The organism is Erwinia pyri (assembly GCF_030758455.1).
Lineage (GTDB): Bacteria > Pseudomonadota > Gammaproteobacteria > Enterobacterales > Enterobacteriaceae > Erwinia > Erwinia pyri.
In genome coordinates, this window is record NZ_CP132353.1 from 420,058 (window position 1) to 433,379 (window position 13,322).

Below are 13,322 nucleotides of genomic sequence, written 5' to 3' on the forward strand. Positions count from 1 at the left end.
AGGCGGCTGAGCCGGTGCTCAGCCGCCTTTGGAGGCAGGATGCCGGGGCGTTGGCAGCCAGCCCGATGGTCAGGAAGCGAGCATGACCTCAAGCTGTTCCTGCGCATCCAGCCACGCCATCTCGCACTCTTCCAGCGCCGATTTAGCCGTCGCCTGCTGTTGCAGCGCCAGGGTGAGGTCCGCTTTGCGGCTCTGATCGTAGAGTGCTGAATCTGCCAGCTTTGACTCCGCCTCTGCCAGCTGCGCATTCAGCTTTTCCATCTGCTTTTCCAGCTTCTCAATCTGCTTACGCAACGGCTGAGTTTGCGTACGCAGCTCCGCTTCGCGGCGTTTTTGATCCTTACGGGCCTGCGCACTGTTAGCGGTATCCTGCTTTGGTTCGCTTACGCTGCTCTGCTTCTGCAGATCGCTCAGCCACTGCTGGTAATCTTCCAGGTCGCCATCAAAGGGTTCAACCTGGCCATCATGCACCAGATAGAGGTCATCGGTGGTAGAGCGGAGTAAGTGGCGATCGTGCGATACCACCACCAGCGCCCCCTCAAAATCGATCAGCGCCTCGGTCAGCGCCTGGCGCATATCGAGATCCAGGTGGTTGGTCGGTTCATCCAGCAGCAGCAGGTTAGGGCGTTGCCACACAATCAGCGCCAGCACCAGACGCGCCTTTTCGCCGCCGGAAAAACGCTGGGTGATTTCCGTCACCTTATCGCCCTGGAAGCCAAAGCCGCCCAGATAATCACGCAGCTGCTGTTCCAGCACCTTCGGCGCCAGACGAACCATATGCTGCAGAGGGGATTCATCAGCCTGTAAGAATTCCAGCTGATGCTGGGCGAAGTAACCGAACTTGATGCCTTTCGCCAGGCCGATATCGCCTTTCAGCGGGGCGAGATCGCCCGCCAGCATTTTGATCAGCGTGGATTTGCCCGCGCCGTTACGGCCCAGCAAACCAATGCGCGAACCAGGAACCAAATTCAGCTTGATGGAGTTAAGGATAATTTTATCGCCATATCCCGCGCTGACTTTCTCCATCTTCAGCAGGGGATTCGGCAAGCTTTCCGGCTCGCGGAAGCTGAAGGTGAAGGGGTTATCCACGTGCGCAGGGGCGATCAGCTCCATACGCTCCAGCATTTTGATACGGCTTTGCGCCTGCTTTGCCTTGCTGGCTTTCGCCTTAAAACGGTCAATAAAGCTTTGCAGGTGCGCCACTTTTTGCTGCTGGTTCTCAAACATCGACTGCTGCTGAGCCAGCTTGGTGGCGCGCTGGATCTCGAACGAGCTGTAGTTGCCGGTGTACTCAAACATCGACTGCTGTTCAATATGCAGAATTTTATCCACCACCGGATCGAGGAAGTCCCGATCGTGGGAGATCAGGATCAGCGTGCCCTGATAGCTGTTAAGCCAGCGCTCAAGCCAGATAACGGCGTCGAGATCCAGGTGGTTTGTGGGTTCATCCAGCAGAAGAAGATCGGAACGGCAGATCAGCGCCTGCGCCAGGTTAAGACGCATCCGCCAGCCGCCCGAAAAGTCGCTGACCGGACGCTGCAGCTGCTCCTGAGAAAAGCCCAAACCGTTCAGCAGGCTGGACGCGCGGGGCTGTATGGTCCAGGCCTGAATAGCATCCAGCTTGCCGTGCAGCGTAGCGATGGCGTGACCGTCGTTGATCTCATTGGCGTGAGCCAGTTCCGCCTCCAGCTGGCGGAACTCCCGGTCACCATCGATCACATACTCAATGGCCGGTTTGCTGAGCGCTGGCGTTTCCTGATTAACCCAGGCCAGCGACCAGTTGCCGGGATAGCTGAAACTGCCCGCATCGGCGCTTATCTCGTTCTTAAGCAGCGACAGCAGCGTGGATTTACCGCAGCCATTTTTCCCTACCAGGCCCACTTTCTGGCCCGGGTTGATGGTGGCTGTGGCATTGTCCAGCAGTACGCGGACACCGCGTCGAATTTGTAATGAAGAGAAGACAATCATAAGCGCCGTAATAGTCAGAATATGTTAAATTAAACCATCAATTTGATTTCGGAATCGCAAATTCCGTTGCGTCGTGCATGGTAGCGGAATTTCCCCGCCGTGACGATGATTTGGAGGGGAATGATGTCGCAGCCGCCTAAAGTTTTGCTGCTTTACGCACACCCGGAATCACAGGATTCGATAGCTAATCGGGTTTTGCTCAAGGCAGCCCGGGATTTACCACACGTGACGGTGCACGATCTCTACGCGCACTATCCTGATTTCTTTATCGATATTCATTACGAACAGCAGCAGCTGCGCGAGCACGACGTCATTGTTTTCCAACATCCACTCTATACCTACAGCTGTCCGGCACTGCTGAAAGAGTGGCTGGACCGGGTGCTTTCACGCGGGTTTGCCAGCGGGCCTGGCGGCAACGTGCTGGAAGGAAAATACTGGCGCAGCGTGATCACCACCGGTGAACCTGAAGCGGCCTATCATGAGGATGGGCTTAACCGCTATCCCATGTCCGATATCATGCGTCCGTTTGAGCTGACGGCGCAGATGTGCCGTATGCACTGGCTGACGCCGATGATTGTTTACTGGGCCAGGCGTCAGACGCCAGAGGTCATGAAGAACTACTCCCGTGCCTACGGCGACTGGCTCGCTGCCCCTTTGCCCTATGGAGGTATCTGAATGGAAGGACAATCTCTTCTGACGGCGGGTGTGGTCTATTTATTTGCGGCGGTGATCGCCGTGCCGATTGCTGCACGGCTGGGGATCGGCGCCGTACTGGGCTATCTGCTGGCCGGTATTGCTATCGGTCCGTGGGGGCTGGGCTTTATCAGCGACGTTGAGGAGATCCTGCACTTCTCCGAGCTGGGCGTGGTATTCCTGATGTTTATCATCGGCCTGGAACTGAAGCCCTCAAAGCTTTGGGAGCTGCGGCGCTCGATTTTTGGCGTGGGTGCCGCTCAGGTGATCTTCAGCGCGGCCATTTTAGGCGGGTTGCTGTGGCTCACTGATTTTTCCTGGCAGGCAGCAATTATCGGCGGCATTGGGCTGGCGATGTCTTCTACCGCGATGGCGCTGCAATTAATGCGCGATAAGGGCATGAACCGTAACGAGTCTGGCCAGCTTGGCTTCTCCGTACTGCTGTTCCAGGATCTCGCGGTGATCCCTGCGCTGGCGCTGGTACCTTTGCTTGCCGGTGGCGACAGCGGCCATACCGACTGGATGAAGGTGGGCATAAAGGTGCTGGCGTTTGCCGGCATGCTGGTGGGCGGGCGCTATCTGCTTCGCCCTATCTTCCGCTTTATTGCCGCTTCGGGCGTTCGGGAGGTATTTACTGCGGCGGCGCTGTTACTGGTGCTCGGTTCGGCTCTGTTTATGGATGCGCTGGGTCTCTCTATGGCGCTGGGAACCTTTATCGCCGGCATTCTGCTGGCAGAAAGTGAATACCGCCATGAACTGGAAATCGCAATCGATCCCTTTAAAGGGCTGCTGCTGGGGCTGTTCTTTATCTCGGTAGGCATGGCGTTGAATCTGGGCGTGCTTTACACCCACATTGTTGAAATCCTGGTGGGCGTGATAGCGCTGGTGTCGATCAAAGCTGGCGTGCTTTATCTGCTGTCGCGCATCTTTGGGCTGCGCAGCTCCGAACGACTGCAGTTCTCTGGCGTACTGAGTCAGGGCGGGGAATTCGCCTTTGTTCTCTTCTCGGCTGCCTCTTCCGCTAAACTGTTCAGTGGCGACCAGATGCCGCTGCTGCTGGTCACCGTCACGCTGTCGATGATGACCACGCCGTTGCTGCTGCAGGGCGTCGATAAAATCCTTGAGCGGCGCTTTAACGAGGGGGATGAAAACCAAGAGAAGCCCTTTGTTGAGGATGATAAGCCCCAGGTCATCGTGGTTGGATTTGGCCGCTTCGGTCAGGTCGTTGCCCGTTTGCTGATGGCCAATGAAAAGCGCATTACGGTTCTGGAACGCGATATCAGCGCCGTGAGCCTGATGCGAAAATATGGTTACAAAGTATACTATGGTGATGCGACAGAGCTGGAGCTGCTGCGAGCCGCAGGCGCGGAGACGGCACAATCTATCGTCATCACCTGCAACGGCCCGGAAGATTCCATGGAGATTGTGCATCTCTGTCAGCATCATTTCCCGCATTTACAGATCCTCGCCCGCGCGAGGGGGCGTGTGGAAGCTCACGAGTTGCTGCAGGCGGGTGTGACGCAGTTCTCACGCGAAACCTTCTCCAGTGCGCTTGAGCTGGGGCGTAAAGCGTTGATGACACTGGGCATGCATCCGCATCAGGCGTTCCGCGCCCAGCAGCATTTCCGCCGTCTGGATATGCGTATGCTGCGTGAACTGATGCCCAATCATTCGGACAGTCAGCAAATCTCCCGCGTGAAAGAGGCAAGACGCGAGCTGGAAGATATTTTTCAGGCGGAGATGCAGCATGAAAAACGGCAGTTTGACGGCTGGGACGAATATGAATAGGAGGCTTTATGCGTAAAAGATTTATTGCCGGTGCCACCTGCCCGAGCTGTAAAGCTCAGGATACGCTGGCGCTGTGGCAGGAAAATAATATCGATGTTGTTGAATGCGTTAAATGTGGTCATCAGATGCGCGAGGCCGATAAACAGGTGCGCGAGCAGGTCAGAACCAACGAGCAGGTGATCGGTATTTTCCATCCTGAGTAGCGTTATCGCTCAGCTTTTTTTAAGCTGTAACACACAGCCGCGTTGAAATTCGTTACAATCGGCGCAATTAAGAGTCCTTATGCGTTGGCAAACAGCTCAACAAACTCAGGACTCAACGTTCTCAACGGTTAGGAGTAATCATGAAAGTAGCTAAAGACCTGGTGGTCAGCCTGGCATACCAGGTACGTACAGAAGACGGCGTGTTGGTCGATGAGTCTCCGGTGAGCGCACCGTTGGACTACCTGCACGGTCATGGTTCCCTGATCTCAGGCCTGGAAAAAGCCCTGGAAGACCATGAAGCGGGTGACAAGTTTGAAGTTCACATCGCTGCCAATGACGCATACGGCCAGTATGATGACAACCTGGTACAGCGCGTTCCGAAAGACGTTTTCATGGGTGTTGATGAACTGCAGGTTGGCATGCGCTTCCTGGCAGAAACCGATCAGGGCCCGGTGCCGGTCGAAATCACCGAAGTGGAAGACGAGCACGTTGTGGTTGATGGTAACCACATGCTGGCGGGGCAGGATCTGAACTTCAACGTTGAAGTGGTTGCCGTACGTGAAGCAACTGCGGAAGAGCTGGCGCACGGCCATGTTCACGGCGAAGATGGCCATCATCACGACCACGACCATGATCACGACCACGATCACGGTAAAGGCGGTTGCGGCACTGGCGGCTGTGGTTGCAGCCACTAAGCCTCTGTGCTGACGTAAAAGGCCACCTGCGGGTGGCCTTTTTGCTTTCTGCGTCGCAAGCCTGCTCAGGCATTAATAATGAGGCGGGGGCGTCTCTTCAGATTGCGAAGCGATCATCGACGGCGCAGCAGATTTGAGCTTATCCGTCAGCAGGCGCATCTGCTCGCGCAGGCGGGCCATCTCCAGCTCATGATGAATCACCGTTTGGTTAAGCTCCTCAAGGGTATGTTCCTGAAAGGCCAGCCGGCTTTCCAGCATCTCCATTCGCTCTTCAAACAATGATTGTTGCATACGCTTTCCTCTTGTTACTGCGCTGGTCGTTATCGTGACCGAATGCGCTGATTCTAACGGGAAAGTGCAGGCTGAAATAGGGAATTCAGGTAAATTTTGGCCCGGCAGTTGAAAAATCGTTTCGGCGCCTGCATCTCTGTGGTGAAACTTTCGCAAAGGAACGGGGTCGGAAGTTAACTTAGTTTTCATTGCGGGATTTTTCTCGCGCACAGTTATAGTACAGGTCCTGCCTGTAAACGATTTCCGAGGTGAGAGGCTTCGGTTTTGGAGAAATGGATGAAATCACTGTTTAAAGTCACACTGTTAGCCACCACCATGGCCGTTGCGCTGAATGCGCCACTGGCAATGTCCGCCGAAACCACGCCGGCCACTACGGCTCAGCAGGCACCACAGCAAGCTCCGAAGAACGCAGCCTTCAAAAATGATGACCAGCAGTCCGCCTATGCGCTGGGTGCGTCACTGGGTCGTTACATGGAAAACTCGCTGAAAGAGCAAGAGAAGCTGGGCATCACGCTCGATAAAGATCAGCTGATCTCCGGTGTTCAGGACGCTTTTGCTGGCAAGAGCAAACTCTCTGACCAGGAAATCGAACAGACTCTGCAATCCTTTGAAGCCCGTGTGAAAGGCGCTGCACAGGCGAAGATGGAAAAAGACGCGAAAGAGAACACCGAAAAGGGTGAAGCCTTCGCCACCAAATTCGCCAAAGAAAAAGGCGTGAAGAAAACTGACTCTGGCCTGCTTTATCAGGTTGAGAAAGAGGGATCGGGCGATGCGCCAAAAGACAGCGATACCGTTGTAGTGAACTACAAAGGCACGCTGATTGACGGCACCGAGTTCGATAACTCCTACACGCGCGGTGAGCCGCTCTCCTTCCGTCTGGATGGCGTGATCCCAGGCTGGACTGAGGGTCTCAAGCACGTGAAGAAAGGCGGTAAGATCAAACTGGTTATCCCACCACAGTTGGCTTACGGTAAAAACGGCGTTCCGGGCATTCCGGCTAACTCTACCCTGGTCTTCGATGTTGAGCTGCTCGACATTAAACCAGCTGCCAAAGCAGACGCAAACGCGCCAGCACCGGCAGAAGCCCCAGCGGCAACGCAGGCTAAATAATCTCTTAACCGCCACATCCCGTGTGGCGGTTTGCTTTTCTTCTGCAGCTTTTCCCGGTTTATGCGCTCTCTGGCATTTCATGACAAAGGTCAGGACAGGCGTTTCTGATATTTGATAGACTGTCCCCCACGCATTTTCATCAGAACGAGTCTGCCCTTGTGCCGTGCGACAGGCTCTTTAAAAGGGTGGTGTCTTAATGTCTGGTTCAATTTTTACCGGTGATCTGGCCGATCTGGAATTACTGGAACAGCATCCCTTCGCGCAAACTGACTTTGATATCCTTAAATCCTACGAAGCCGTGGTCGATGGGCTGGCGATGCTGATCGGTTCTCATTGTGAAATCGTGCTGCACTCGCTGGAAGATTTAAAGTGCTCGGCGGTCAGAATTGCCAATGGCGAACATACAGGACGAAAAATTGGCTCCCCTATTACCGATCTGGCTCTGCGGATGCTGCATGACATGACCGGCGCGGACAGCAATGTCTCCAAAGCCTACTTCACCCGTGCTAAAAGCGGCGTGCTGATGAAGTCGGTGACGATTGCCATCCGTAACGGTGAGCAGCGCGTCATTGGTTTGCTCTGCATCAACATGAATCTGGATGTGCCTTTCTCCCAGATTATGGCCACGTTTATGCCACCGGAAACGCATGATGCGGCCTCCGCGGTAAACTTTGCCACCTCGGTTGACGATTTAGTGATGCAGACGCTGGAGTTCACCATTGAAGAGGTGAGCGGCGATCGTAACGTCTCTAACAATGCCAAAAACCGGCAGATAGTACTTAACCTCTATGAAAAGGGGATCTTTGATATCAAAGATGCCATTAACCAGGTTGCTGAACGGCTGAACATCTCTAAGCACACCGTTTATCTCTATATCCGCCAGTTCAAAAGTGGTGATTTCCAGGGACAGGAGCGCTGATGCGTTACGCTTTACTGGTCACCGGACCGGCCTATGGCACTCAGCACGCCAGCAGCGCTTATCTTTTTGCGCGGGCACTGCTGGCGGCGGGACATGAGCTGGAAAGCGTATTCTTCTACCGTGAAGGCGTGCTGAATGCCAGCGAGCTGATCTCTCCTGCCAGCGATGAGTTTGATTTAAGCCAGGCGTGGCAGCAGCTACACAGAGAACAGGGCATCAAACTCAATATCTGTGTGGCGGCGGCACTGCGCAGGGGAATTACCGATCGGCAGGAAGCGGATAATCTGAATCTGCCGGGCGCTAATCTGGCAGAGGGATTTCAGCTGGCCGGATTAGGCGCCCTGGCTGAAGCCGCATTAACCTGTGAACGTCTGGTGCAGTTCTGATGAACCGCGTCGCGTTTATATTTACCCAGCCGCCGCACGGAAGCAGCGCCGGACGGGAAGGGCTGGATGCGGTAATGGCTATGTCAGCATTAAGTGAAGAGGTGGCGCTGTTTTTTGTCAGCGACGGCATCTTCCAGCTGCTGCCGGGGCAGGATCCTGACCAGGTTCTGGCGAGAAATTATATCGCTACCTTTGGCGTGCTGCCTTTATATGACCTTGAACATTTCTACGTCTGTTCAGCTTCGCTTGCCGAACGGGGTGTGAGCGCCGATCGGGTGACGGTACTGCCTGCTGAAGTTTTAGCCCCTGAAGCACTTCGCGCAGCGCTGAAAAAGTACGATCGGATCATTACGTTTTGAGGACGCTATGCTGCATACTCTGCTGAATTCGCCTTATCGCTGCGATTTTAACGCGATGGTGAGATTTTTTTCTGCCGGTGACGATCTTCTTCTTTTACAGGATGGCGTTATTGCGGCTATTACAGGCAGCCGTCCCCTTGAAATTCTGTTATCTGCCCCTATATCCCTGTATGTGCTGCAAGAAGATATCGTCGCGCGCGGGCTTTCTGCTCAAATTTCAACCAGTGCGGCCACAGTAAGCTATACTGATTTCGTCGCGCTGACGGTAAAAAATTCGCAACAAATGACCTGGTAATGCACGATATCCTGGTTATTTCTTGACACCTTTTCTGCTCAGCCCTAAAATTCCGCGTCCTCGTTATACCACGAGGCGATTTATCACGTGTTTACGAAGCAAAAGCAAATCCCAGGAGCTATTTAATGGCAACAGTTAATCAGCTGGTTCGCAAACCACGCGCACGCAAAGTTGCAAAGAGCAACGTGCCTGCGCTGGAAGCCTGCCCGCAGAAACGTGGTGTATGTACTCGCGTATATACTACTACCCCTAAAAAACCGAACTCCGCACTGCGTAAAGTATGTCGTGTTCGTTTAACCAACGGTTTTGAAGTTACCTCCTATATCGGCGGTGAAGGTCATAACCTGCAGGAACACTCCGTGATCCTGATCCGTGGCGGTCGTGTTAAAGACTTGCCAGGTGTGCGTTACCACACCGTTCGTGGCGCGCTGGACTGCTCAGGTGTTAAAGACCGTAAGCAGTCACGCTCCAAGTACGGCGTGAAGAAGCCAAAGGCTTAATGGTTCTCCGTTAAGTAAGGCCAAACGTTTTATCTTAAATGTCATAATAAACTCCTAGAGTTTTGGACAATCCTGAATTAACAACGGAGTATTTCCATGCCACGTCGTCGCGTAATTGGCCAGCGTAAAATTCTGCCGGATCCTAAGTTCGGATCGGAGCTGCTGGCTAAATTTGTAAACATCCTGATGGTAGATGGTAAAAAATCTACTGCTGAATCAATCGTCTATACCGCGCTTGAGACCCTGGCTCAGCGTTCAGGTAAAAACGAACTGGAAGCATTCGAAGTAGCCCTGGACAATGTCCGCCCAACCGTGGAAGTTAAATCCCGTCGCGTTGGTGGTTCTACTTATCAGGTACCAGTTGAAGTCCGTCCGGTTCGTCGTAATGCTCTGGCAATGCGTTGGATCGTTGAAGCTGCTCGTAAACGCGGTGATAAATCTATGGCTCTGCGCCTGGCGAACGAACTTTCTGATGCTGCAGAGAACAAAGGTACTGCAGTTAAGAAACGTGAAGACGTTCACCGTATGGCCGAAGCCAACAAGGCGTTCGCTCACTACCGCTGGTAACAGCCCCGTAGTTGTTATTAACCCAGCGGGCGTCCCAGTGACTTACCCGCTGGGGTTTACTAACTTAGAACGTCCGAGAATCAGAGGAATCAAATGGCTCGTAAAACACCCATTGAGCGCTACCGTAATATCGGCATCAGCGCACACATCGACGCCGGTAAAACGACGACGACCGAACGTGTTCTGTTCTACACCGGTGTAAACCACAAAATCGGTGAAGTCCATGACGGCGCAGCCACCATGGACTGGATGGAGCAGGAACAGGAACGTGGTATTACCATCACTTCCGCTGCGACCACCTGTTTCTGGTCTGGCATGGCTAAGCAGTTTGAGCCGTACCACGTAAACATCATCGACACCCCGGGACACGTTGACTTCACCATCGAAGTAGAACGTTCTATGCGTGTTCTTGACGGCGCAGTAATGGTTTACTGTGCGGTTGGTGGTGTTCAGCCACAGTCTGAAACCGTATGGCGCCAGGCTAACAAATATAAAGTTCCACGCATCGCGTTCGTTAACAAAATGGACCGTATGGGTGCTAACTTCCTGAAAGTTGTTGACCAGATGAAAGCGCGTCTGGGTGCAAACCCAGTACCATTACAGCTGGCCATCGGCGCAGAAGAGAAATTCACCGGCGTTGTTGACCTGGTGAAAATGAAAGCGATCAACTGGAACGATGCCGATCAGGGTGTGACCTTCGTTTACGAAGATATCCCAGCTGATATGCAGGAACTGGCTGAAGAATGGCGCGGGAAGCTGGTTGAAGCCGCAGCTGAAGGCTCTGATGAGCTGATGGAGAAATTCTTTGGTGGCGAAGAGCTGACCGAAGAAGAGATCAAAACCTCTCTGCGTAAGCGCGTTCTGAACAACGAAGTCATCCTGGTTACCTGTGGTTCTGCATTTAAGAACAAAGGTGTTCAGGCGATGCTGGATGCGGTTATCGAATACCTGCCGGCACCGACTGACGTTACCGCGATCAACGGTCTGCTGGATGATGGTAAAGATACCCCAGCGGTTCGTCACTCAGATGACGAAGAGCCGTTTGCTGCACTGGCGTTCAAAATCGCTACCGACCCGTTTGTAGGTAACCTGACGTTCTTCCGCGTCTACTCCGGCGTAGTTAACTCCGGCGATACCGTGTTCAACCCGGTTAAATCCGCGCGTGAGCGTCTGGGCCGTATCGTACAGATGCACGCCAACAAACGTGAAGAGATTAAAGAAGTTCGCGCAGGCGACATCGCTGCTGCAATCGGTCTGAAAGACGTGACTACTGGTGACACCCTGTGTGATCCAGATAACGTGATCATTCTGGAGCGCATGGAGTTCCCTGAGCCAGTAATCTCGATCGCTGTTGAACCAAAAACCAAAGCTGACCAGGAAAAAATGGGTCTGGCTCTGGGTCGTCTGGCAAAAGAAGATCCATCATTCCGCGTATGGACTGATGAAGAAACTAACCAGACCATTATCGCCGGTATGGGTGAGCTGCACCTCGACATCATCGTTGACCGCATGAAGCGTGAATTCAACGTTGAAGCGAACGTTGGTAAACCTCAGGTTGCTTACCGTGAAGCGATTCGCGCGAAAGTTACCGATATCGAAGGTAAACACGCCAAGCAGTCTGGTGGTCGTGGTCAGTACGGTCATGTGATTATCGACATGTACCCACTGGAGCCGGGCGTTAACCCTAAAGGTTATGAGTTCGTCAACGACATCAAAGGTGGTGTGATTCCTGGTGAATACATCCCTGCGGTGGATAAAGGTATCCAGGAGCAGCTGAAATCGGGTCCTCTGGCTGGTTATCCAGTGGTTGATCTGGGCGTTCGTCTGCACTTCGGTTCATACCATGACGTTGACTCCTCTGAGCTGGCGTTTAAACTGGCGGCTTCTATCGCGTTCAAAGACGGCTTTAAGAAAGCGAGCCCGGTTCTGCTTGAGCCAATCATGAAGGTTGAAGTAGAGACCCCTGAAGAGAACACCGGTGACGTTATCGGTGACCTTAGCCGTCGTCGTGGTATGCTCAAAGGACAGGAATCTAACGCTACTGGCGTTCAGATTCACGCTGAAGTTCCGCTGTCTGAAATGTTCGGATACGCGACTCAGTTGCGTTCTCTGACTAAAGGCCGTGCTTCATACTCCATGGAGTTCCTGAAGTATGATGATGCGCCGAATAACGTCGCTCAGGCCGTTATTGAAGCTCGTAGCAAATAAGCTACAGTTTTAAAATATTGATCCTATGCTCTCACCAAAGGGTGAGAGCATTAAAGTAAGGAATATTGTCGTGGCTAAAGAGAAATTTGAACGTAACAAACCGCACGTCAACGTTGGTACCATCGGACACGTTGACCACGGTAAAACTACCCTGACTGCAGCTATCACCACCGTTCTGGCTAAAACCTACGGCGGTTCTGCTCGTGCATTCGACCAGATCGATAACGCACCAGAAGAAAAAGCACGTGGTATCACCATCAACACTTCACACGTTGAATATGACACCCCGTCTCGCCACTATGCGCACGTTGACTGCCCAGGCCACGCCGACTATGTGAAAAACATGATCACCGGTGCTGCGCAGATGGACGGTGCAATTCTGGTTGTTGCTGCAACTGACGGCCCAATGCCTCAGACCCGTGAGCACATCCTGCTGGGTCGCCAGGTTGGCGTTCCTTACATCATCGTGTTCCTGAACAAGTGCGACATGGTTGATGATGAAGAGCTGCTGGAACTGGTAGAAATGGAAGTACGTGACCTGCTGTCACAGTACGACTTCCCAGGCGACGACACGCCAATCGTTCACGGTTCTGCTCTGAAAGCGCTGGAAGGCGATGCTGAGTGGGAAGCTAAAATCATTGAGCTGGCTGGCCACCTGGATAACTACATCCCGGAACCAGAGCGCGCAATCGACAAGCCATTCCTGCTGCCTATCGAAGACGTCTTCTCTATCTCCGGCCGTGGTACTGTTGTTACCGGTCGTGTAGAGCGCGGTATCGTTAAAGTCGGTGAAGAAGTTGAGATCGTTGGTATCAAAGATACCGTGAAATCAACCTGTACCGGCGTTGAAATGTTCCGTAAGCTGCTGGACGAAGGTCGTGCAGGCGAGAACTGTGGTGTTCTGCTGCGTGGTATCAAGCGTGAAGATATCCAGCGTGGCCAGGTTCTGGCTAAGCCAGGCACCATCAAGCCACACACCAAGTTCGAGTCAGAAGTTTATATTCTGTCTAAAGATGAAGGCGGCCGTCATACTCCGTTCTTCAAAGGCTACCGTCCTCAGTTCTACTTCCGTACTACTGACGTGACCGGTACCATCGAACTGCCAGAAGGCGTTGAGATGGTAATGCCTGGTGACAACATCAAAATGGTTGTTACCCTGATCCACCCAATCGCGATGGATGACGGTCTGCGTTTCGCAATCCGTGAAGGCGGCCGTACTGTTGGTGCGGGCGTTGTTGCTAAAGTTATCGCTTAATTGAGATAATTTGAAATGGCGGGGCAGGTCTCCGTCATAGCAAATAAAAAGAGCACTTCGGTGCTCTTTTTTTATGCCCGCAATT

The 13,322-nt window shown here is 53.2% G+C and carries 15 protein-coding genes; 13 read left to right on the forward strand and 2 right to left on the reverse strand.

All coding sequences use genetic code 11. From position 1 onward, the window contains the following. Nucleotides 1–69: 69 nt before the first annotated feature. On the reverse strand, nt 70–1,968 hold the full coding sequence (locus Q3V30_RS01915; protein WP_306209958.1) for an ABC transporter ATP-binding protein: 1,899 nt from the start codon (nt 1,966–1,968) through the stop codon (nt 70–72). A gap of 123 nt (nt 1,969–2,091) precedes the next feature. On the opposite strand from Q3V30_RS01915, the gene kefG reads away from it, so the two are divergent. The 4 genes from kefG (at nt 2,092) to slyD (ending at nt 5,347) form a co-directional block, all read left to right on the forward strand. Beyond that, nucleotides 2,092–2,643 carry a glutathione-regulated potassium-efflux system ancillary protein KefG gene (gene kefG, locus Q3V30_RS01920; protein ID WP_306213288.1) on the forward strand — a complete coding sequence of 184 codons (552 nt, stop codon included), beginning with the start codon at nt 2,092–2,094 and terminating at the stop codon, nt 2,641–2,643. After that, entirely contained in the window at nt 2,644–4,449 is a 1,806-nt protein-coding gene (kefB, locus tag Q3V30_RS01925; RefSeq protein ID WP_306209960.1) for a glutathione-regulated potassium-efflux system protein KefB, read from the forward strand. Nucleotides 4,450–4,457: 8 nt separating this feature from the next. After that, nucleotides 4,458–4,652, forward strand: coding sequence for a YheV family putative zinc ribbon protein (locus Q3V30_RS01930; protein WP_306209962.1), 195 nt, complete (start codon nt 4,458–4,460; stop codon nt 4,650–4,652). Nucleotides 4,653–4,792: 140 nt separating this feature from the next. Next, on the forward strand, nt 4,793–5,347 hold the full coding sequence (gene slyD / locus Q3V30_RS01935; protein ID WP_306209964.1) for a peptidylprolyl isomerase: 555 nt from the start codon (nt 4,793–4,795) through the stop codon (nt 5,345–5,347). Between the two features lie 72 nt (nt 5,348–5,419). Here the strand turns inward: slyD and Q3V30_RS01940 are convergent, their stop codons facing one another. After that, complete coding sequence (locus Q3V30_RS01940) at nt 5,420–5,638, reverse strand: SlyX family protein (RefSeq protein WP_034895544.1); 219 nt, start codon at nt 5,636–5,638, stop codon at nt 5,420–5,422. A gap of 276 nt (nt 5,639–5,914) precedes the next feature. Here Q3V30_RS01940 and fkpA point away from each other — a divergent pair, with 276 nt between their 5' ends. The 9 genes from fkpA to tuf all read left to right on the forward strand — a co-directional run bounded on the left by fkpA (nt 5,915) and on the right by tuf (nt 13,237). Then, the gene (gene fkpA / locus Q3V30_RS01945; protein ID WP_306209967.1) at nt 5,915–6,748 is read left to right on the forward strand and encodes an FKBP-type peptidyl-prolyl cis-trans isomerase; all 834 of its coding nucleotides are present in this window, start codon (nt 5,915–5,917) and stop codon (nt 6,746–6,748) included. Nucleotides 6,749–6,944: 196 nt separating this feature from the next. Next, nucleotides 6,945–7,667 (forward strand): helix-turn-helix transcriptional regulator, encoded by a 723-nt coding sequence (locus Q3V30_RS01950; RefSeq protein WP_306209969.1) that lies wholly within the window; start codon nt 6,945–6,947, stop codon nt 7,665–7,667. Further along, nucleotides 7,667–8,053, forward strand: coding sequence for a sulfurtransferase complex subunit TusD (gene tusD / locus Q3V30_RS01955; RefSeq protein WP_306209971.1), 387 nt, complete (start codon nt 7,667–7,669; stop codon nt 8,051–8,053). Before Q3V30_RS01950 ends, tusD begins: the two co-directional genes overlap by 1 nt. Next, nucleotides 8,053–8,412 (forward strand): sulfurtransferase complex subunit TusC, encoded by a 360-nt coding sequence (gene tusC, locus Q3V30_RS01960; protein ID WP_306209973.1) that lies wholly within the window; start codon nt 8,053–8,055, stop codon nt 8,410–8,412. The genes tusD and tusC overlap by 1 nt, the downstream gene beginning before the upstream one ends. Before the next feature lie 7 nt (nt 8,413–8,419). Then, on the forward strand, nt 8,420–8,707 hold the full coding sequence (gene tusB / locus Q3V30_RS01965; RefSeq protein WP_306209974.1) for a sulfurtransferase complex subunit TusB: 288 nt from the start codon (nt 8,420–8,422) through the stop codon (nt 8,705–8,707). Nucleotides 8,708–8,832: 125 nt separating this feature from the next. After that, complete coding sequence (gene rpsL / locus Q3V30_RS01970; RefSeq protein ID WP_013204141.1) at nt 8,833–9,207, forward strand: 30S ribosomal protein S12; 375 nt, start codon at nt 8,833–8,835, stop codon at nt 9,205–9,207. A gap of 96 nt (nt 9,208–9,303) precedes the next feature. Then, on the forward strand, nt 9,304–9,774 hold the full coding sequence (rpsG, locus tag Q3V30_RS01975; protein WP_008457106.1) for a 30S ribosomal protein S7: 471 nt from the start codon (nt 9,304–9,306) through the stop codon (nt 9,772–9,774). A 93-nt stretch (nt 9,775–9,867) separates the two neighbouring features. Beyond that, the gene (gene fusA, locus Q3V30_RS01980) at nt 9,868–11,982 is read left to right on the forward strand and encodes an elongation factor G (protein WP_306209978.1); all 2,115 of its coding nucleotides are present in this window, start codon (nt 9,868–9,870) and stop codon (nt 11,980–11,982) included. Nucleotides 11,983–12,052: 70 nt separating this feature from the next. Further along, entirely contained in the window at nt 12,053–13,237 is a 1,185-nt protein-coding gene (gene tuf / locus Q3V30_RS01985) for an elongation factor Tu (protein ID WP_306209981.1), read from the forward strand. The last annotated feature ends 85 nt before the right edge of the window (nt 13,238–13,322 follow it).